The following is a 20,500-nucleotide window of genomic DNA, read 5'->3' as shown; positions in this document are numbered from 1 at the left end:
CCCGGATGCGGGTGGCCTTAGCGGTCGGTGGACTCGCGGTCGTGTGGATCGGGTTCCAGCTCGGGGCGCTCGACGCGATCATGTCGCTCGTCGGTGGTGCTGGCGAGCTGGCGATCGGGCTGGGTGTGCTCGCGATCTTGGGATTCTTCGCGATCAGCGAGGCGGAGGAAGACGACAGCGCGGGCGACGTCGTCGGGAAGACAGCAGATCGACTCGACGACGCGACCGACGGTCTGCTCGACGGTATGTCGGCGCTGGTGCTGGGACTCGTCGCGATCGTGCTGACGATCGGGGGGCAGGCGATCGATTTGCTCGGTGGACTCGCGGATCTCGCGGGACAGTCACCGCTCGTCGCGGGACAGCTCGCGACGATCGGCGTCGGAGCGCTAGGCGCCCTGGGTCAGCTGTCGGTGACGGGCGTCGTCGTCGGTGGTGTCGCGCTGCTCCTGGTGGGACTCGTCTGGAGGCGACGATGACGGCGAATCCGTTCGTCGTCGACGTGAGTATGTGGCTGCTGTCGGGATCCGCAGCGACGGCGGTGACGTTCCCGCTGACGGGATCGCTCGTCGCGGGTGTCGCGTCGGTGATCCTGCTCGTGGATCACACGCTCGTCGAAGATGGACTGATCGACGGTCAGGAGGTTCGCGGATAGATGAGTCGGCGCTTCCTGACGGTTCTCGTCGTCGTTCTCGCGCTGTCGTCGGCGCTCCCCGCCATCGTGGGGAGCGCGCAAGAGACGGGCGGGGATTACTCGCTCGACGAGCTGAAACAGCGCGGTCAGCAGATCCAGGGAACCGATCCGTCGACGCGGTATCTCGGTTCGGAAGGGTCTGTTTTCGTTTCATACGACGAGACGAACTTTATCAAAGAGCTGGGTCCGACGGAACCCGAGTGGGCTGTCGACAAGGTAGTGTCACCGGGAGAAGTCGTCGACACGAACGAAGTCACGTTCCACACGACGCGGACGAAGGGCGCGGAGTCCGAGACGGTTCACGTTCACGTCGTCACCTGGGAGCAGAAGACGCGGACGATCGAGACTGAAAACGGATCGACGACGCGCGAGCAGTACGCCGCGAACGTGACTGAGACGGTGAAGGAAGTCGAGTTGACGGGCGCGGCGGATCGAATTGAGGTCGGTCTGCCGACGGCTGAAGATCCGCGCATGGTGACGATGTGGATCGAGGAGTACCCTGAAGCTCGGTGGGTGTTCGAGCAGCACACCGTCGCGACAGCGTCACAGACGCCCTTCGGGAACACGTGGGGATCGTTCCTGCCGTGGTTCCTGAAGATGTTTTTCGGCGTCGTCGTGATCGGTGTTCCCGTCGCGATCGGCGCGGCGGTGAAGACGCTGAAGAAGACGGGGCGGGGTCCCGGGAAGGGTGCCATGTGGTACGTGATCGTCGGGGGACTCGTGATGTACTTCGCGGGGTACTTCGCGCTCGGGAAGATGGCGGAGATAATCGTGACGCTCCCGATCGTGCTGGGGTTGATCCCTGTCGTGCTGGCGTTCTTCGCGGCTGTCGAGTACTTCGATCCGTCGCGGAAGGTGCGGGTCGAGCAGCTGCTGACCGAGAAGGTAGAGAACGCGCTGGGGAAGACGGTTCACGATATCGAGTACGAGCGGGGTCGGACGTACAACATGGTCGAGCGTGACGACGGAACGACGGCGATCCTGCCGTCGGGGTCGCTTCGTCACTGGTTGATCGTGCTGCTGGGTGCGAAGCCCCCGACGATTCCGACGAGCGAGCTACAGACGCGCGTCGAGTACCGTGGGGACGCTGAAGACGAGAAGTTGTACGTCGATGAGATGATCTCGATAGAGTGGCCGGCGCTGGAGATCTCGACGTCGTCGCTGCGGAAGACGGTCGAGCACTCGCCCGCGACGGCGGACGGCGTCGAGACAGACGGCGGGGAAGTCGTCGAAGTCGAGACGTGGGATCGGGATCGGATCTCGAAGGCGATCCTCTTCTTCGGAGTCGGGTCGCTCGTCGCGACGTCGCTCGTTGGTGATCTGATCACGGGGATCGCGATCGGGACGGTCCCGCTGCTGGTGTCGCTCGCGCAGCTCGACGACGGGAGCGCGACGTTCGTCCCGTCGGCGGTTCACACGACGCCCGCGAAGGCGTCGAGAATCACCGAGACGCGCGAGCACACGGTAGCAACGACATTCGGACAGCTGGAAGAAGCGATCGCGGATCTCGAAGCGGACGCTGCGGAGCGGGGGCTGGATATCGCGGAAGCGTACATCAGCCAATCGCGCGAGCGCATAGACCGGCTGCTGTCGGGGGGCGGGGACGATCCGTCACCGATCGGATCTCAGGACGGACAGAAGAGCGACTGGAAGGCGCTGCGAGGTGACGGCGGTGACTGATCCAGTCCCGGCGCTCGACACGCTGGCGGCGGATCAGCGCGTGTTGTACGAGGATCTGGAAGCGGGGTTCTCGTCGCGCGTCGACGTCGTTCTGTGGTGTCACAAAGCTCACGTTCGGACGCTGGGTCAGCTCCCCGACTCGTGGTCCCGGGAGCTGCTGGGGGATCGGTATCGAGTCGCGGCGCTGCTCGACGACGATTGCGAGCGCGGTCGGGCGACGAAGTACGCCCCGGACGATCAGCGCGCTCGTCGCGAGAGACAGATGATCGGGGACGATCAGCTGCTGACGGCGTGTCGTGACGCGATGCAGCTGCTGGGGGAGTTCGCACAAGAGCACCCCGACGACGAGTCGATCGACGGACCCCAGCGGTATCTCGCAATGCGCCCGGCGCTCGACGATCTGGTTCGTCGACAGCGAGGGTCGCTGAAGCGGGTGCTCGGTCGGGACGGGAACCCGGGCGGGCTTCAGTCACACGACGAGATCTCGTCGTGGGTACGCGGAGTGATCCGCTCGACGAAGGGCGTCGACGGCGGGATCTCGCGATCCGCGATGTGGGATCTGTTCTGGAGGTCGGCGTTGCTGGGAGATCCGTCGAGTCCGTCGCTTCACCTGCTGCTGGCGGAAGACGTGATCTCGGTGATGAACCGCTCGATCAGAGAGACGGCGACAGCGTCCCGTGAGGCTGTCGAGGAGGACAGGGTGACTCACGGACCACTGGATACATGAGCCAAGCACAAAGCCAACAGACGGGTGAAGAGCGCGTTCGTCAGCTGCTCGCTGACGACTTCGCCCCGTGGGAGAAGTCCCGACAGGCGGTCTATCACGCGCGTAATGGGAGACAGTCGTTCGACTCGATCAACCGTCACGACGACGGTCAGCGGATCTACAAGGACTTCAGCATGAAGCCGTTCTGGAAGGTGCTGGAGCGCGCCGAGCGCGACGAGCACCCGGCGTACAAGTTCCCGGCGTCGTACCTGAACGCGGTGATCCATGTCGACGACGCGGAGATCTACGCGCTGGAACGCGGGGATCTCGGCTACTTCGACGACGCACCCCGGAATCGTCGGAAGGTGATGGAGTGGTTGGCGAAGGACGGGAACGAGCGTATCTTGGAGCTGCTGTCGGACGGCGGGCGCGAGATCCACGCACACGCGAAGCCGGGGAAGGGAAAGACGTCGTTCGCGAACGTCGTCGGGACGATCAGGAACGCGGAAGTGAACAACGACACGGTGATCTGGTGTCTGACGCTCGACGAGCTGGAGGTTCTTCCGGTCGCACCCTGGATGACGGCGTGTGTCCCAGAAGGCGTGAAGATCGATGTCACGGCGAAGCCGAAAGACTACGCGCTGCCGTCGATCTCGATCGCGCTCGACGACGTCTTCCGCGACGTGATCCGTTACTCGGATCCTGTCGATCTGTTCGAGAAGGTGGTTCCTGGTGGGATCTACGGCGTCTTCCCGGATCCGAAGTTTCGCGAGTGTGAGAAGTTGACGCTATCGGCGTTTAACACGGCGTGGGAAGCGGACGAACCGGCGGACGTCACTCCGCTGCGGGACTTCACTCACGCGCTGCTGGAGGTTCGTGCTCGACGCGACGTCTTCCTTCACCCGACGACGCTGGTGATCGACGAGTTCGGTGACCTATGTCCGAAGAATCCAGAGGCGGACGCTTCCGACACGCACCGGAAGGTGACCGAGTATCCGAAGCGACTCGGGAAGATGAGGAAGAAGAACGGGTCGGTGATCCAGCTGTCGCACTCGCTGAAGCGGGTTCACGAGGACGTGCTGGAGAAGACGCGCTGGTTCGCGACGATGCCGCAGACGCCCACCCCGTCTTCGGGGCTGTCGGGAATCGGTGACGTCCCGCTCCCCGAGTCGTACACGCGGACCATGTCGAAGGGACAGGCGGCGGTCTGGAACGCGACGAACTACTGTCCGATCAGCTGGGCGAACCCCTACCGACGGTATCAGTTCGTGGGGGAGATCGCGGTCAGCTACCCGGAGATGGAGGGGGCGCTGGATGCACTGTAATCGGGGTGGGTCCGCTGGTGCTCCTCGAGTTCGAAGCGGCGCGTCGAGTCGGCGGATCGATTTTCTCTCGATTCCCCGAGATATCGACCGGCGCGAAAATCCCGACCCGTTCCACGCGCGCGCATACGTAAGGTCAGGTGAGGGGGGGACCCCCCTTTCACTCATGATCGCGCTCGCTCGGAGGTGCGCGTATGTCTGACGCGCGATATAATTACGCGAGCGTGATCGCGGCGCTGCTCGTGCTCGCGAGCGCGGTCGTGTTGCCGGTCGCACCTGCGGGCGCGATTCCGGCGGGACTCGTGACGGTCCCGGACTCGAACGTGTCGGACGACTTCGCGATCGGGTCGGATCCGCAGCTGCGGGCGTCGGATCTCCAAGGGTCGGTTATGACGTCGTCACACGCCGAGACGACGGAAGTGATCGTGACGACGCCGGATCGAGCGGACGAGTACCTGGAAAACGGGTCGGTTGTGGGATCGGGTGATCTCGCGATCGTGATCCGTGACGACGTGAACGCGGGCGGGCGGACGGTCGCGCTCGACGCGAAGTCGATGAAGCGGGCGCTCGGATACGCGCCCCAGCGTGTGTACGGGACACACGACGACGGGAGCGAGTGGACGTCTGAAGTCGAGAACACGGGCGGGTTGCTGTCGTTTGACGTCCCGCACTTCTCGACGAACACGGTAACGTTCTCTGGCGACGTCGAGATCAGATCGACGGGCGTGACGAGCGGGACCGAGTTCACTTATGGTGTCGATGATCTCGACTCGGTATCGAACGGGTCGGTGAATCTGACGGGAGACGTGACGACCGTTCGGGACGATCTGTCTGGATCAGTGGTAACGGGTGGATCGGAGTCGGTGTCGATAGGTGGGAACGTTCACCCGCAAGCTCCGGGTGGGGGAGAGACGTACATCGAAGTGACGGGTCGTGTGGAACAGGTCGGTCATTCGCTGTCGTATGATAATGGGGACAGCAATGATTTCGAAAAGAGTTGGGACGTAGAATATGAGTTTAGTAATCCTCCTGGGACGGTGGATAAATTAGAGATTGATTTCTACAACTCGGGTGGTGCGGTGAATACGGACAACAACGACTTTGTATATGACGTATACGCTGTCGACGAAGGTGCGGATGGCACCTATGGTGAAGGAACGTTGGTGGCTGATAATGTCGGTATCGTCGTCGACAGAGGGTCTGAGACGGTCGACATTTCAGACTACCAGACGAGCGGGACGACGACGTTCGAATTCATCTATCAGGATGGTGGCGGATCAGGAACACGGGTTGATGCGTCTGTTGATGCGGTCGGTCCTGCTCCGTCTAACGTCGACGTCAGCGCAAACGGTGACACGACGACGATCGGGACGCTCTCCGATGGTGAGACAGTGTCGAGAACTCTGGACGTGTCGGAGGGATCGAACACGCTGGATTTCGGCGGGTCGGGCGGATCGTTAGATTGGACGCTTCGGGTAGAGGAACGATATCAGACGGCTGATCCGGCGGTGTCTGTAAACGGTGAGGCTGTCGCGACACATGCGGGATTGCTGGGTGATGGAACGACAAAGAGCTTCGATCTCCCGGCCCACATCATCGAGAACGGGACGAATAGTGTGACTGTGACGACGTCGGGCGGATCTGTCGATATGAATTACACGCACACCGCGTCGTCTGATCAGTCGGTGGCGTACGAGGGTTCGAAGTGGACTCAGTCGTACAACGTTTCGAAGACGTTCGCAGGGGATCGGGCGTCGACGTCGGTGACGATTCCGTTCGATGAGGGTGTCGTCGAGATCGAGTCGATCGAGACGCGGGTGAATGGTGGTTCGTGGTCTTCGGTCAGCTCGTCGAACTACGCGCTCGACAACACGACGCTGACGGTCGACACGGGATCGGTGTCGGCTGGCGACGACGTCGCGGTGAGAACGACGGGACAGAAGGTCGTGACGGTGAACGGATCGATCACTGTTCTGGAACCGACGACGTCGGGGAACCGACTCGACTCGCGGGTTCGCTTCGATTCGTGGGCGTCGGACTCGTATCTGTCTCTCGGAGGAACGCCCGACGAGCAGCGGATTCACTACCTGTATAATGAAACGTGGTCTGACGCGGATCCGTACTCGGAGGTCACGTCGGACGGATACAACCGGCTTCACGTTCCGAACGCGGACAGCGGGTCGGAAGCGCGGGTGTCGACGATCCCGGTACGGGTGAACGCAAAGACGGGCGACGTCGAGCTGAGGGTTCGGGAGCCGAGCCAGACGGAACCCGAGTTCATTGTGAATCCGGGATCGACGTCGGGTGACGAAGTCGAGTACACGTACTTGTCGGCGTCAACGGGATCGAACTATATCCTCTGGAGCCACACTGAGGCGATCGTTCGCGACAGCGGGGAAGCGAACAGTCCGGTGACGCTCGTCGACGACGACAGCGACGAGATCCTTCAGATCCAGCTCGACGACGACGGAAGCTCGTCGAGCGGCGGGGATCCGGCGTCGACGTTCACGGGCGTCGTCGGGGGCGGGGCGAAGGCGACTCCAGGGAACGCGCTGTTTATCGCGTTCGCAGCGGCGTTGCTCGCTGCTGTGTGGTTCCTCTCACGAGAGTTCGGGAGTGACGGGGCGATCATCTCGCTGCGGACGCTCTTCATTGCTGAAGTCGGTCTGGTGGGTCTGCTGGCGATCGAGACGCTGTCGCCCGCGTCGTTCGTCGCGGGGATCGCGCAAGCACTCGTGTCGTTCGCGGGTGAGGCGGGCGCGGGTGTCGCGACGGCTATGCCGCTCGCGCTCTTGGTCGTGGGCGCGGTCGTGATCTACTGGCTGCGGGCGCGGTCGCGCCCGTCTAAAATCGTGAACTTCCGACTCGGCGGGGGGCGGGAGTGACATGGTCTTCACCGAGCTGCTGTCGTTCGTCTTCAGCGGTGTCGAAGGGATCGCGTCGATCGCGCTGCTGATCGTAGTGGGGAACTACGCGCGGAAGGGGGCGCGCGTTGGCGACGTCTTGTCGACGGCGGGGATCTTCGCGATAGTACTTGGTGTACTGGCGCTGTCCGGCGTCGTGTCGATCGACATCAGGGTGATCGTGTCGACTGTCAAGGCAACGCTCGAAATATTATCCGGATTACTCCGTTTCTAACAGGAGCTTCGTCATTTCAACACGTAAGAGACACATCAGTCATCTCAGTTAAGCTCATCTCGATATTTTAGGACGAATTCTGAAATTAAATACTGAGAAACATCATCTTCAAAGTGTTTTGAACGTCCTCGGAATACTTCTCCGAGAACCAAAGACAGGACAATCATGGGAACCAAAAATAGGTAGCTGAAGTTGCTTAACGAGTTAATCTCGGGGATAAGGAAAGGGATATAGTAAAGTGCGAGAAGAAACGAAGATAGACTCAATCCCCTTGCAGAGAGGTGTAATGCCTGCAACCTCAGAGTACGGTTTTTAGAACTGTCTTCAAGATCGGAGAGGAGTAGTTTAAATAACCAACCCCAGTTTTTGAATCTCTGATTTTCATTTGTCAAGTTCTTAATCTTGAGCTCAGAGTCACATAGTGCGACGAAGTGTTGATTAATCACCGATTCTCCCTCGTGGGCTGCGTCACCATTCTGGATTCGGTCCATCCTTCTCTCAAACGCTGTTTTTCGACCGTAGAGGTCAGCAGCAAGCGCTTGAATGGCAGAGCCTAAAATAAATGCAAGAATCAAAGAGATGAGTAAATGGAGTACTGTGACACCGCCTAATTCAAGGGAAGGTGGCGCAAATGGTAGTGCAATTCCCAGAAGTAGGTAAGCGCCTGGTAGAAAATTCGAAAAAACATCGTATAAATTAAATTTCCAATAGTTGGGAGAAGTAGCGGTCGAACTCATATCGGACTCAAGGTTGTATCATACTACGATATATTATTAGTTGAATCTTACCACACAAGACAATTAATCACAGCTCCAGAGGATAGTTTCGACTGCATCATCTGGAATAGCGGGACGGGGCGGTGTATTTTGGTAGTTTGTACCCTTAGGTACACTCTCTAAGGGGATGCTCCCGGCGGATAGGAGCGACCCGCAGCTGATCGGCGTCAAGACGGCGATCTCGCGAAAACACGGTTCCACCCGAAAACAGGGTTAGGGGCGGAATAGGGGGAGTAGACGGAAAGAATTACCGGGAGAAGAGTCGGTCGACAGCGTTGCCACTCACGACGCCGTCGCGTCAGCCGATCATGTCGTCGACGCGGGCGGTGTGAGTCCCGTCGTTCACGTCGTACTCGACGAACGCGGGGAAGTCGGTGATCTTCCGACCGGCGTCTCTCCAGGCGATCCGCCCCCACTCCAGAACCTCGGGGAGATACGGAACGGGGTCGGACTTCATGTCGGACATGAGCTGACGGATCCGCACCTTCCCCCGTCCGTTCGAGAAGTCAACGTCGATATCTGCTCCGTAGCGATTCAGCCAGTTTTGCCACGCGCGCCCCTTCCGTTCGAGATCGCGCGGATCGACGGACAGGACGTCTTCAATCGCGCGGGCGCTGGCGTCGACGACTCGATCCACCTGCTCGACGACGTCGCGGACTCTCTCCGCGATCTTTGAGGAGACGAAGGAGACGTTCCCGTTATCGTTCTCCAGGAGTCCACCGAGTCGCTTCAGTACTCGATAGATCGTCGATGATCCCCAACCGGTCGCTCCCTCCAGCTCGTCGACGTGAACCCCGCCGTCGGTTCGGGGGATTCGGTCAGCGACTTCCTGGAGAACGTCGCGGTCGCTCTCCTGGAGGCGGGACATGGTCCGCAAGATCACGCTGTCTTGCTCCTGCTCGATCTCGGGGGTCGGATCGTCGAAGAAGGCGACGTCACGGTCTGACGCGACGGGTTTGAAGTGATCGTCTTCGACGAACCATCCGCCCGGCTGGGTAGGGACGTCGGACCACTCTAAGAAATTAACCAGATTCTCTTCGATCTGCTGCTGAAGATCGTCGAGCTTCCCCCAGGGAATGGCGGTGTCGTCGTTCCAGCCCTTCTTGAAGAGAAAGCCGATCTTCGGGTGGGCGAGCGGATCGTCGTCGGATCGATCCCCGACGTGCTCGGGGTGATAGTGTTTGAGCTGTCCGCCGGTTCTCCAGCCGGGGAAGAGCTGACTGATCGCTTTGGTGTCGAGTCGGATCTGGTGGTTGTGTCCGACGATCCCGCGATTATCAGCGGAGTACACCGCCTTGCTCCCGACGTCGTCAGCAACGAGCGTGAAGAGACGATGGAAGACCCCACCGGAACGAACCATCTTGTGTGCCTGATCGCGCTCGACGCGAACGTACCGCTCCAGCTGAGTGACCGTCGAGTAGTCGTGAACCTGACCCATGAAGAAACCACGATTCCAGCCGACACCCAGCTCGTCGAAGACTCCCTGGAAGAGATAGGGAACCAGCTGGCGGGTGCGCTGGGGTTCGACGTTCACGGCGATATCGACGCGGACGTTCACGGCTTTCCCGAGCGACTTCGGAACGCTCTTCGGTCGGTTCTCGTCGTTCTCCCAGCCGAGTCGGGGCTGGATCAGTAGCCGGATCTTCCGGTGACCTTCACCGTTCGCGTTGAGACGGTATTCATACAGCTGATCGACGTCGTCGGACTCGCGAGGGTTGACACCGCTCTTCTGGAACGACAGCGAGACGGACCACTCTTCACCGTCGATCACGACGGGAACGGACTTCGCCCCGCCGTCGATCTCGTGGGAGTAGATCGAGCGTAGCGCCCAGTAGGGGCGATCCTGACTGTCGGTGAAGAGTAGGTGGCTGCTCCACTCGTGAACCTGGGAACGGACGTGACTCACCGATGCTCACCTCCATCGGTCGCGGCGCGTCGGCGCTGTCGACTCGTCGAGCGGCTGTACGTCGGCGTTCGCTGTCCGCCGTCGCGATCGGACCAGACAGCCACGGATTCGGTGGACTCGATCTCGTCGTGAGGAATCGCTGTCGCGAGCTGATCGTCTCGGTCTCCGTGCTCGATGATCTCGTGGTTCCGTTCCTGGATCCACTCAATCACGTCTTCACGAGGGCCGCGCTCCAGCTCACGCTCGACGCGAAGCCACTCGACGATTACCTCTTGTCTATCGATTCCACGAATCCGCGCTCGAGCGAGTCGAAGGTCTTCGGGATCCTGGTAGTCGAGAAAGCGAGCGGGATCTTCCCCAATCTTCTCGCGAACAGCGGGGAAACGTTCTCGGTCGCGGAAGTACCCGCCGTTCACTGTTCCTCACCGTCGGGATACGACCAATTGAACGGCTGTGGCTCGCGTCTCTCGACGTCGTAGAGTCGCGACGCACGGACGAACGTCACGCGGGCTCACCCCCGTGTCGGCCCTCACTGACTTCCGGGTCGGGAACGTCGACATCGAGTCCAGCTGCGGACCCTTTCGAGATGCGAACGTGGGTGTCACACTGAGTGCAACGGTGAACTCGTCGCTGTTCGTCACCGAAGACTCGACAGAATCGACTCGTGACGTGAGTGCCGCAGTGGAGACACCGACCGTCCGGCGTCTCGAACGAGAGCGGAATCACGTACGGACACCCCCTTCGGTCACACCAACCGATCGACGTCGAAGGGCTGCGTGTAGTGACGTGATGGGCTCACCTGAGAGAGTGAGATTCTGAAGTAGAAATTCGACCGAAAACGGATTCTTTGAACCCTCTACAGTGCCGTTGGGGTTCGACTCAGAAACGGGTGTGTTCTGGATGGGCCCTATGGGGTTCGAACCCATGACCACCCGGTTATGAGCCGAGCGCTCTGACCACTGAGCTAAGGGCCCCTGTCTCGGGAGAACAGGTCCCCCGTCTTAGAAGTAGCGACTCACAGGGCGAAAGAGACGCCGCGAGCGCGACGTACGACTCCCGGGACGAGAAGGCGTGAGAAGCGCCATCGCCAGGACTCGAACCTGGGACCACCTCGTTAACAGCGAGGCGCTCTACCAGCTGAGCTACGATGGCTCGCGTCGGATGCGACGCACTCTCTCGTACTGGAGATGATTTGATAGGGCTTTCGTTTTCACCCGCCCGCGCCACGACGGCGCACAGTGTCGAACGGGAGAGACCGGACCGACACGCTTTCGCGCGGGGGCCGACAAGCGACTCCGATGACCGAACTCGAGGCCGTCGTCGCCGCCGTCGACGAGGACGTTCGGCCCGGCGCGGCCGAGCGCGAGCGGCTAGCCGCGGCGGTCGACGAACTCCGAGCGCGGGTCGACCGCGCCGTCGAGGACGAACTCCCCCCGGCGGTCGCCGCCGAGACCGACGTCCTCCAGGTCGGGTCGACCGCACGCGGGACGTGGCTGTCGGGCGACCGCGACATCGACCTGTTCGTCCGCTTTCCGACGACCCTCGACCGTGCAGAGCTCGAAGAGTACGGGCTCGTCGTCGGTCGGAAGGTGCTCCCCGAAGGCCACGAGGAGTACGCCGAGCACCCGTACGTCACCGGTACGGTCGACGGATTCGACGTCGACCTGGTGCCGTGTTACGACGTCGAGGACGCCGCTTCGACGCGGTCGGCGGTCGACCGGACGCCCTTTCACAACGCCTACCTGCGAGCGCGTATCACCGACGACCTCGCGGGCGACGTCCGCGTGTTCAAACGCTTCCTCAAAGCCATCGGCGCGTACGGGTCGAACCTTCGAACCAGAGGGTTCTCGGGGTATCTCACGGAACTGCTCGTGCTGGAGTACGGCGGCGTCGTCCCCCTTCTGGAAGCGACCGGCGACTGGCACCCCCCGTGAAGTTCGACCCCGAAGGACACGGGAACCGCGACCACGACGACCCGCTCGTGGTCGTCGACCCGACCGACCCGGCGCGGAACGTCGCCGCCGTCTGCTCGGCCGCGAACGTCGCACGTCTCCAGCACTACGCCCGCCTGGTCGTCGACGACCCGCGAGTGGAGCGGTTCGTCGAAGAGGAGTCCGCCCCGCTCTCCGAGCGCGCGGTTCGCGAGCACCTCCGGCGGCGGGAGACGACCCCGCTCGCCCTCCGCTTCGACGCGCCGGAGCTCGTCGACGACCAGCTCTACCCGCAGCTGGAGAAGTCGCTGGGGGGGCTCGAAGGCGAACTCGACCGGCTCGGCTTCGGCGTCCTCCGGGCGGAGGCGTTCGCGGACGAGCACGCGGTCCTCCTGTTCGAGGTCGAAACCGGGACGCTCCCGGCCGTCGAGCGCCACGAGGGACCACCGGTCCACGTCCGAGCACACGCGGAGGGCTTCTTCGAGGCGTACGCCGACGACGAGGCGGTGTACGGCCCGTTCATCGGAGGGGAGAGGTACGTGGTCGAGCGGCCGAGAGAGTGGACTGACGTCCGGGCGTTCCTGGCTAGCGACGCGGTGTTCGACGTCGCCCTCGGTAAACACGTCGAGTCGACGCTCAGAGAGGGGTACGAGGTCCTCGTCGACGACGAGGTGGCGGAACTGGCCGCGACGTTCGGCGAGGAACTGGCGCGGTACTTCGAGCCCAGCCCCTAGCGGAAAATCAGAGTCCGAAGGCGTCGCGGACGTCCTCGACGAGGAGTTCGGTCTTCTCGTTCGGTCCCTCGTCGGGGTCGATGGGGCGGCGGCCGTCGAACGTCTCGTGGACAGTGGCCACGCCATCGGAGAGCGTGTCGAGACCGTAGCCGCCTTCGAGAACGAACGAGAGGCCCGCGTTCGACCGCTGGGCGATGTCGCGGACGCGGTCGGTGAGGAGCGCGTACCCCTCGGTCGAGACGCGCATCCGCGAGATGGGGTCGTGGCGGTGGGCGTCGAACCCGGCGCTGATGACGAGGAGGTCGGGGTCGAACTGGTCGAGGGCGGGCGCGAGCGTTTCGTCGAGGGCGTAGAGGTAGTCGCCGTCGCCGGCACCCGCAGCCAGGGGGACGTTGAGGTTCGTCCCCTCTCCTTCCCCCTCGCCCGTCTCGGAGACTTTCCCGGTGCCGGGGTAGAGACCGTCCTCGTGGAACGAGGCGTAGAAGACGTCGCCGCGGTCGTAGAAGATGTCCTGCGTCCCGTTGCCGTGGTGGACGTCCCAGTCGAAGATGGCGACCCGTTCGACCTCGCCGTCGTCGAGGAGCGCCTGGGCGGCGACCGCGGCGTTGTTGACGAAGCAGAAGCCCATCGCGTCGTCCTCGACGGCGTGGTGTCCCGGCGGGCGGCCGAGGGAGAAGGGCGTCTCGCGGCCGTCGGCACCGGAAACCGCCTCGCGGGCGGCCCACTCGGCGAGGCCGGCGCTGGCGAGCGTCGCGTCCCACGTCGCCGCGCTGGCGACCGTGTCGGGGTCCCAGTTGCCGCCGCCGTCCGCACAGAACCGTTTCACCTCCGCGACGTACTCGGGGTCGTGGACCGCCTCGACGCGCGCCTGCTCGACGGGGTCGGACTCGACGTAGTCGACGCCGTGGCGCTTCGCGAGCGCGCGGCGGATGGCGCGCAGGCGGTCCGGCGTCTCGGGGTGTCGCGAGCCAGTGTCGTGTTCGAGACAGGTCTCGCTGTAGCCGAACTGCATGGCTACGTGAAGAGGGCGAAGTACGTCTCGATGTCCTCCGCCTGGATGGTTCGGCGGTCGGCGTGGCGAGCGAGGATGGCCGCTGCCGCCGCGACGTTGTCGGCGTAGTCCTCGAGCACGTCGGCCAGGGCGATGCGTGCCTCCATCGACACCCGATAGCGGTCGTCGATGTGGAGACGGGCGATGCGGTCGACCGGGGCGACGGGGAGTTCGAGCGTCTCCCGGTCGACGACCTGCTCGACGTCGAAGTCCGCCGCCATCAACGTCTTCCGGCCGTCCGTCGTCGCGCGTTCGGCCGCGTCGACGGCCAGCGTCGCCCCGTGGTCTTGGATACGCCGAGCCAGTTCCTCCGCGGCGTCGGCGCTCACCCGAAGCTCACCCGCGTTGCGTCGGATGATAGAGTCGACCGGGGCGAACGGGAGCTCGACACTCATACACAATTATCCAGGTTACCCGCCGTATAATCCTTTCCGTCGCCAGCGAACGAGCGGCTCAGAAGACGTCTTCGGCGTCGATGCGCCCGTCACGGACGCGTCCGCGGACGGTCACCTCCTCGCCGAGCCGGAGGCTGGCGTCGGTGTCGATGCTGTACGTCTCGGTGCCGTCGTCCAGCACGACGGGGCTACCGGCCTGAACGACCGTGCCCGTGAACTCGATCTCTTCGGGTGCGTCCGCGTTCGCGTCGTCGGCCGGACCGGTGGCCGCGGCGGCGCCGGCAGACGACGAAGCGGACGAAGACGACGAGGACGACGAAGACGAAGTGGAGGACGAACCGGCCGAGGAGTCGAACGAGCTGAGGCTCCCCTGTCCCTCGGCGCTACCGCCGGACGTCGCGGTCGCGGCGGCGGGTGCGTCGTGTGTCGGGGCGTCGTCGGGTCGCTCGTCGAGCACCGAGACCGTCGAGCGCCAGTTGACCGAACACTCCAAGTCGTCCTGCCAACCCTCTTTGACCTGAACGTCGGTGAAGACGGCGTACTGCCCGAGGTCCATCTCCGTGTCGGCTTTGTCGCCCCAGAGCGCGACGCGGATGTCTCCGGTGTCGTCTTTGATCCGCACGTTTCTCACTTGGCCCTGCGAACCGTCGTCGCGGTCGAACGTCCGCTTCTCGTCGAGTTCGATGACGCCCCCGGCGACGTCGACGGTCTGACCGATCTCCAGTCCGGCGATGGGGTCCGTCTCGGGGACGTACTCGACGTCCTCGTCGATCGGTTCGACGCCCCCGCGGTTGCCGACGTGGAGTTCGAGGTCGCCGTCGCGCTCGCGGACGTAGCCGTCGACCACCTCGACGGACTCGCCGACCGCGAACTCGGTCGCGAGGTCCGCGCGCTCGTCCCAGAGCGTGACCCGCACGCGACCGGTGGGGTCGCCGAGAACGAGGTTGGCGACCTTCCCCTCGGAGCCGTCGTCGCGGTCGAACGTCCGGACCGAGTCCGTCGCGAGCACTCGCCCCGAGAGGTTCACGTCCGAGAGTCCGAGCGAGAGGTCCTCCACCCGGTAGGTGTCGAGCACCTGCACGTCGACCGCTGTCTCCGAATCGGGTTCGACACGGTCGACGTTCACCTCGACGCCGTTGTACCCGTCCTTCGGACGGCCCGCGATGCGGAGCACCTGACCGACTTCGAGTTCGTCGACGGCCGCCTCGGCGGCGTCGTCCCACAGCGCGGCGCGGATGCGGCCGGTCTCGTCCGCGACTTCGACGTTGACGACCTTTCCGTCTTCGTCCTCGCCGTCGCGCTCGAACGTCTTGATTTCGCCAATGCTGACCACTTTGGCGACGAACTTCACCTCGTCCATGCCGGGTTCGATGTCGGCGATGCCCGACACCTCGCCGCCGGCGTCCTCCAGCTCGTGGGCGACGAGCATCGCGGCCGTCTCCTCGTCCGCGAGCCCCCCCATCTGTTCGACCTTCTCCTGGACTGCGGCCTCGAACTCCTCGAAGTCGACGTCCGGGGAGACGTCCTCGTAGACATCCTCGATGACACCCATAATCCGTTCAGCACCAGGGTAGAGTCGCGCTTAAGGCTTGTCTTTGTGCGCGTAGAACGGGTTCGATAGCCCTCACGTCCCTCGATTTCGACTGATTCACTCGACACGGCATCGAGCGAAGGTAGCGGCGGCTTCGTACTTGAACCTACGCCCCGTCGCGGGTGCCGCGAACGACCTCGCGCCGCCCGTCGACGTCGTCGTGGACGACGCTGACCGTCCCGGGAACCGCCCCGTCCATCACGACACGGGCCTCGTAGCCGAGAGGGAGGAGCGCCTCGGTGCAGGCTTCGTCCTCGTCGCGCCGAACCTCGCTGGCGATGACGACGGTGAGGTGGTCTTCGGCGGGGGTGTAAGAGACGTCCGCGAGAACGGGGACGGCGCAGCCGTTCCGACCGTGTGCGCAGCCGGTGACGGTGACGGCCTCGTCGCCGAAGGCGACGCTCGCCGTCCCCGGACGCTCACACTGACCCGTGCTCGTGAGCGAGGTTTCGGTGAACCGCGGGTGGGTGCCGCCACCCGCGGCCCCGCCCGAGCCGTCTTCCGGTGAGCCGTCTCCGTCACCGGCGGTGGGGACACCGCCGAGACAGCCCGCGAGCGTGGTCGGAAGCGTGAGACCGAGCGTAGAGAGGAGGGCCCGTCTCTGCATGGGAGGAGTATCGACCGCCAGAGGGATAGTCGTTGGTGAGACGCGACGCCCGCGTCGTGTCACGGGCGTGGTGTGCGACGACCTGCCGTCGACCGACGGAACCGTAACCGTCTTATGCCGGACGGGCCTCTCACGAGATGAGTCCTGGTAGGGTAGTGGACTATCCTCTTGGCTTGCGGAGCCAGGGACCGGAGTTCAAATCTCCGTCAGGACGTCATTCTTCCGAGGCAACACGACGAGTGATATTCGTGTCACTCGCCTCTGCCGAGGGTGCTGACGCAACACGGAGAGTTGAGCAGACGAGTCGCAGCCCGCACGGCGGACGCAGTGAGCGAGCAGGACCGCCTCGGCGAGTTCAACGCTCCGTCAGGACGCTCACTTTGTCACCGGGAGCGAAGCTCTCGATTGCTCGCGGGTTCGTCGGTCCCGCGCCGTTCACGACCTGACGAGGTGACCTGGGGTCGACTGGTGGAACCGTTCGGTGGTGAGAAGGCTTATTAGATACCAGAAGACTACCAACTCGCAGGGAGAGGGAGTCTTCCCACTGGGTACGATGCAGGCGCGATGTAAAAACTGCGGACGGAGACAGGACCTCTCGGTGTTCGTCCCGGAGCCTGTGTGTGACAACTGCGGCGGGACAGCCTTCGAGCCTGTCGACGACTGAGACAGCCGTTCAACCCCGACCTGTCGAACGTCCTCCGGACGAACTGGAAACGGTGGCTGGGCGGAAATCCGATCGAACCGAATTCTCGCAACGTCGTTCGTTCGGGTCGATCGAGCATCGGAAGCGGAACCGCTTCTCACCGGACAGAGGGCCGTCCAAGGGAGAGGAGTGACGGGGTGGTTGACGGCCCCACCGACGTTTTTAAGTCTCGATCGTTTAAGACCTTTTTCTGACATTTCTGTACTGTTATTACATACGCAAATTGTACGAAGGAGAACGGTCCGCGCCTCCACACCCGCGCGCTCGTCCGATCGGAGGAGAGACTGGGTGGGACTCGCGTCTGCTTCGCTCGCGAGACACCACCGTGGGGCGTCACGTTCTCCGGAGTCGGTCGCCGTCTCGCGTGCCACGCCGAACGGGGCGTCCGCTCCGGGTGATCACGACGGGCGGGGACCGTCCGTTCACGCCGTGCCGTACGGGTCGTCGGGGTCGATCGGGTCGTCGTCCCGTTCGTCCGTTTCAGAGGGCGACGGACTGACGCGGGCTGGACTCCGGGCCGTGGGAGGGTCGTCCCGTTGGCGGGCGACCCACGTCTCGTGACAGTCCGGGCAGTAGTTGCCCTTGTACGTGTTCGTGAACAGGTAGCGGGTCCCGCAGTCGATGCAGACGCAACCGGTGGTCGTGTGCCGACCGGCGCGCCGGATGTGACGTGCTACCACAACTCATCAAAGAGACGCACATACATAAGTATATCAACGATAAAAATCGAGGTGATAATAAGTAACACGATGCCGAGTATGCGAGCGTCCCTAACCGCCGGCATCACGGTCTACAACGCCGGCGAGCACCACGCGGCCCACGACGCCTGGGAGGCGACGTGGCTCGAACTCGAGTCCGGAACGGACGACGAGCGGTTCCTCCACGGCCTCATCCAGTTCACCGCCGTCGTCTACCACGGGCGACGGCGGAACTGGAGCGGGGCGCGAAAGCTCGCGCGGTCGGCAGGCGAGTACCTCGACGGGTTAGCAGCCGACTACCGCGAGGTTGATCTCACGACCGTCCGGACGTATCTCGCCCGCATCGCGGCCGACCCCGAGTACGCGGAACGCGCGCGGCCGCCGGCGCTCCACCACGCGGGGAGAGAGCCCACCGCCGCGGACCTCTCGCTCGACGCACTCGGCGTCGCGGCGGACGTCGTCGCGGAGGAGTACGGCTTCGACGAGGACGTCCTCGCGCGGGCGGTCGGGTACGCCCGCGAGGAAGAACGGACGGCCCGGTCGCAGTTCCGGGCGCTCGTCGTCGACTTCGTCCGGGAGGCCGAGCGGCGTGGACTCGTCTACGACCGCCTCCGCGACCACGTCCAGCGGCGGCGACGAGAAGAGACGGACGTCGAAGGGTTGTTCGAGTGAGGCGCGCGAGCGGTTACTCCGCGATGTGTTCTTTCGGCGTGCCGTCGGCGTGGTAATCGGCGGAGTTGTCCTGCGGGTCGTACCCCAACGCGTCCCGCGCACGGTCGATGGAGTAGTACTTTCGGTCGTTGTCGGAGATACCGTAGACGACCTCGTACTCGTAGTCGGCCTGCAGACAGCGGTCGAACAGGTGCGCACAGTCGCGGTAGGAGAGCCACATCGCCTGGCCGCGCTCGTAGTTCCGCGGCGGGTGACCGCGGGTGAGATTGCCGATGCGGACGCAGACGACGCTCATCCCCGACTCGTCGTGGTAGTAACGCCCCAGCGTCTCGCCGGCGGCCTTCGAGACGCCGTACAGGTTGCCGGGACGGGGGAGTTCGGAGCCGTCGAGACGGAACTGGTCGTCGGTCCGGTACATCTGTGGGGTTCGGTCTTCCGTCTCGTACGCGCCCACAGCGTGGTTCGAGGAGGCGAACGCGAACTTCTCGACCCCGACGTTGGCCGCCTCCTCGAGCATCGTCTGCGTCCCGTCGATGTTGTTCCGGAGGACGGAGTCCCACGGGGCCTCGGGACGTGGGTCACCCGCGAGATGGACGACCGCACCGACGCCGTCGATCGCGTTCCGGACGGCGTAGTCGTCGGTGACGTCGGCGACGAACACGTCGGCGTCCGACACGGTTTCGGGGATTTTGTCGCTCGACAGGGGCTCGCGGTCGAGAAGTCGCCAGTGGTAGCGGTCGCCGAGGTGGCCGAGAATGGCCTGCCCGACACGACCGCCCGCCCCCGTCAAGAGAACCGGCTTGTCCATTCGAGTTGTCGTTGTGCATGGGGGGCGTAAGTAAGGTGCGGTTCGAACGGGGGTGAACGCGTGACGCGTCCGGAAGACCGAGGACCGAAGACCCCTGCACTCATTGGGCACGGGCGCGCAGTACCCGCATGGCTACCGACGCGGAGCAGGCGTGTTTCGAGGCCGGAATTAAGTTCGGGTCGCTCTACCACCAGTTCGCCGGAACGCCCGTCTCCCCTCGAAGCATCGAGAGTCTCGAACGGGCGATGGAGGAGGCCATCGAGAACCAGCCGTACTGTGTCTCCGTCTCGGTCGACATCCACGAGGAGCGGGTCGCCGCCGCCATCGACCACGAGAACGGTTACACCGAACTCACGGGGAGCCTGATGGACGTCGAGATGCGCATCGAGTACGAGGAACGGGTGGTGCGGACCCGGATGGAGATGGAGGGAGGGTATCCGCTGATGAGAATCGTCTCCGTCGAGTAGCGTGGATCGAACGACCGCAGTGGGCGTAGACCGTCGATACCGGCGCGCTCGCGGCGCTGTTCACTTTCACTTCGCGGCAGGCGTTTAACTCGAACGGGGTCGAACGATGGGGCATGAGTAGCCAGGCCCAACTCGGTGACGACGACCTGTTCGGCGAGGCCGCAGCTGAAATGCGCGAAGACGTCGAGGAACACCTCGACGCGGCCCGCGCGGAACTCCCCTCTGCGGACGACGTCTGGGAGACGGACGCGGACAACGTGCTCGGCGTCCTCAACGGACTGAAATCCTCGCTCGACATCGGCGACGTCGCCGAGGAACTCCGGCAGGCGAAGAAGTGGTACGTCATCGGCTCCCGCGCCGAGGCGTTCGACGACGCCGAGGATCTGGAGGAGGAGATCGAGGAACTGGAGGAACTGGTCGAGACGATCACCGAGGCGCGAGAGCAGGTCGGCGAACTGACCGGCGTGATGCCCCAGTTGCGCGGTGCCCTGCAGGACGCGGCCGACGCTGAAGACGAGGACGAAGAGGAAGAAGAAGAGGAGTGACCGGGCCGCAGGGAGCCGTGTAGTCGGGTCGGGTGCAGCGCATTGCGACGCGGCACCGACAGGTCGGGGAGGCTCTCCT

At 63.6% G+C, this 20,500-nt stretch carries 19 protein-coding genes, 3 tRNA genes and 1 pseudogene; 12 read left to right on the top strand and 11 right to left on the bottom strand.

Annotated features, from left to right (window positions below):
* Nucleotides 1-5: 5 nt before the first annotated feature.
* From C2R22_RS02435 to C2R22_RS02400, 7 genes are all read left to right on the top strand, one after another.
* Nucleotides 6-476 (top strand): hypothetical protein, encoded by a 471-nt coding sequence (locus tag C2R22_RS02435; protein ID WP_103424223.1) that lies wholly within the window; start codon nt 6-8, stop codon nt 474-476.
* Entirely contained in the window at nt 473-652 is a 180-nt protein-coding gene (locus tag C2R22_RS02430; RefSeq protein ID WP_103424221.1) for a hypothetical protein, read from the top strand. The genes C2R22_RS02435 and C2R22_RS02430 overlap by 4 nt, the downstream gene beginning before the upstream one ends.
* A complete protein-coding gene (locus tag C2R22_RS02425; RefSeq protein WP_103424219.1) occupies nt 653-2,371 on the top strand; it encodes a hypothetical protein in 1,719 nt (572 codons plus the stop codon).
* Nucleotides 2,364-3,098, top strand: a complete 735-nt coding sequence (locus tag C2R22_RS02420) for a hypothetical protein (protein WP_162562349.1) — start codon at nt 2,364-2,366, stop codon at nt 3,096-3,098. The genes C2R22_RS02425 and C2R22_RS02420 overlap by 8 nt, the downstream gene beginning before the upstream one ends.
* The gene (locus C2R22_RS02415; protein WP_103424215.1) at nt 3,095-4,402 is read left to right on the top strand and encodes a hypothetical protein; all 1,308 of its coding nucleotides are present in this window, start codon (nt 3,095-3,097) and stop codon (nt 4,400-4,402) included. The genes C2R22_RS02420 and C2R22_RS02415 overlap by 4 nt, the downstream gene beginning before the upstream one ends.
* Before the next feature lie 191 nt (nt 4,403-4,593).
* Nucleotides 4,594-7,284, top strand: coding sequence for an autotransporter outer membrane beta-barrel domain-containing protein (locus C2R22_RS24790; protein ID WP_162562348.1), 2,691 nt, complete (start codon nt 4,594-4,596; stop codon nt 7,282-7,284).
* Nucleotide 7,285: 1 nt separating this feature from the next.
* Nucleotides 7,286-7,537: a hypothetical protein gene (locus tag C2R22_RS02400; RefSeq protein WP_103424210.1), complete on the top strand. Its 252-nt coding sequence runs from the start codon at nt 7,286-7,288 to the stop codon at nt 7,535-7,537.
* 44 nt (nt 7,538-7,581) lie between these two features.
* Here the strand turns inward: C2R22_RS02400 and C2R22_RS24785 are convergent, their stop codons facing one another.
* From C2R22_RS24785 to C2R22_RS02375, 5 genes are all read right to left on the bottom strand, one after another.
* Nucleotides 7,582-8,274 (bottom strand): hypothetical protein, encoded by a 693-nt coding sequence (locus tag C2R22_RS24785; protein WP_162562347.1) that lies wholly within the window; start codon nt 8,272-8,274, stop codon nt 7,582-7,584.
* A gap of 337 nt (nt 8,275-8,611) precedes the next feature.
* Nucleotides 8,612-10,219, bottom strand: coding sequence for a DUF7845 domain-containing protein (locus C2R22_RS02395; RefSeq protein ID WP_103424208.1), 1,608 nt, complete (start codon nt 10,217-10,219; stop codon nt 8,612-8,614).
* A 501-nt stretch (nt 10,220-10,720) separates the two neighbouring features.
* On the bottom strand, nt 10,721-10,945 hold the full coding sequence (locus C2R22_RS27650; protein WP_103424204.1) for a DUF7563 family protein: 225 nt from the start codon (nt 10,943-10,945) through the stop codon (nt 10,721-10,723).
* Between the two features lie 175 nt (nt 10,946-11,120).
* Nucleotides 11,121-11,193: transfer RNA gene (locus C2R22_RS02380), tRNA-Ile, on the bottom strand.
* Nucleotides 11,194-11,298: 105 nt separating this feature from the next.
* Nucleotides 11,299-11,371 (bottom strand) — tRNA-Asn (locus C2R22_RS02375).
* A 146-nt stretch (nt 11,372-11,517) separates the two neighbouring features.
* Here C2R22_RS02375 and cca point away from each other — a divergent pair.
* Nucleotides 11,518-12,884, top strand: a pseudogene (gene cca, locus C2R22_RS02370) (CCA tRNA nucleotidyltransferase).
* A gap of 7 nt (nt 12,885-12,891) precedes the next feature.
* On the opposite strand, the gene C2R22_RS02365 reads toward cca, so the two are convergent.
* The 4 genes from C2R22_RS02365 to C2R22_RS02350 all read right to left on the bottom strand — a co-directional run bounded on the left by C2R22_RS02365 (nt 12,892) and on the right by C2R22_RS02350 (nt 16,528).
* Nucleotides 12,892-13,896, bottom strand: a complete 1,005-nt coding sequence (locus C2R22_RS02365) for a histone deacetylase family protein (protein ID WP_103424202.1) — start codon at nt 13,894-13,896, stop codon at nt 12,892-12,894.
* Between the two features lie 2 nt (nt 13,897-13,898).
* Nucleotides 13,899-14,330: a histone family protein gene (locus C2R22_RS02360; RefSeq protein WP_103424200.1), complete on the bottom strand. Its 432-nt coding sequence runs from the start codon at nt 14,328-14,330 to the stop codon at nt 13,899-13,901.
* Between the two features lie 58 nt (nt 14,331-14,388).
* Entirely contained in the window at nt 14,389-15,882 is a 1,494-nt protein-coding gene (locus C2R22_RS02355; RefSeq protein ID WP_103424198.1) for a single-stranded DNA binding protein, read from the bottom strand.
* Between the two features lie 145 nt (nt 15,883-16,027).
* Nucleotides 16,028-16,528 carry a hypothetical protein gene (locus tag C2R22_RS02350; protein ID WP_103424196.1) on the bottom strand — a complete coding sequence of 167 codons (501 nt, stop codon included), beginning with the start codon at nt 16,526-16,528 and terminating at the stop codon, nt 16,028-16,030.
* 141 nt (nt 16,529-16,669) lie between these two features.
* Between C2R22_RS02350 and C2R22_RS02345 the strand changes: the two genes are divergently transcribed.
* Nucleotides 16,670-16,742, top strand: a tRNA-Arg gene (locus C2R22_RS02345).
* 911 nt (nt 16,743-17,653) lie between these two features.
* Here the strand turns inward: C2R22_RS02345 and C2R22_RS02340 are convergent.
* Nucleotides 17,654-17,911 (bottom strand): DUF7564 family protein, encoded by a 258-nt coding sequence (locus C2R22_RS02340; protein ID WP_245902858.1) that lies wholly within the window; start codon nt 17,909-17,911, stop codon nt 17,654-17,656.
* Between the two features lie 78 nt (nt 17,912-17,989).
* On the opposite strand from C2R22_RS02340, the gene C2R22_RS02335 reads away from it, so the two are divergent.
* The gene (locus C2R22_RS02335) at nt 17,990-18,601 is read left to right on the top strand and encodes a DUF309 domain-containing protein (protein WP_103427536.1); all 612 of its coding nucleotides are present in this window, start codon (nt 17,990-17,992) and stop codon (nt 18,599-18,601) included.
* A gap of 13 nt (nt 18,602-18,614) precedes the next feature.
* On the opposite strand, the gene azf is transcribed toward C2R22_RS02335, so the two are convergent.
* A complete protein-coding gene (azf, locus tag C2R22_RS02330; RefSeq protein WP_103424195.1) occupies nt 18,615-19,409 on the bottom strand; it encodes an NAD-dependent glucose-6-phosphate dehydrogenase Azf in 795 nt (264 codons plus the stop codon).
* A 128-nt stretch (nt 19,410-19,537) separates the two neighbouring features.
* Between azf and C2R22_RS02325 the strand changes: the two genes are divergently transcribed.
* Complete coding sequence (locus tag C2R22_RS02325; protein WP_103424193.1) at nt 19,538-19,876, top strand: dihydroneopterin aldolase family protein; 339 nt, start codon at nt 19,538-19,540, stop codon at nt 19,874-19,876.
* A gap of 113 nt (nt 19,877-19,989) precedes the next feature.
* Nucleotides 19,990-20,421 carry a DUF5790 family protein gene (locus tag C2R22_RS02320; protein ID WP_103424191.1) on the top strand — a complete coding sequence of 144 codons (432 nt, stop codon included), beginning with the start codon at nt 19,990-19,992 and terminating at the stop codon, nt 20,419-20,421.
* Nucleotides 20,422-20,500: the final 79 nt, after the last annotated feature.

The sequence above is a fragment of the Salinigranum rubrum genome, from assembly GCF_002906575.1.
In the GTDB taxonomy this organism is placed as follows: Archaea; Halobacteriota; Halobacteria; order Halobacteriales; family Haloferacaceae; genus Salinigranum; species Salinigranum rubrum.
This window is presented reverse-complemented; position numbering and strand designations above follow the sequence as displayed.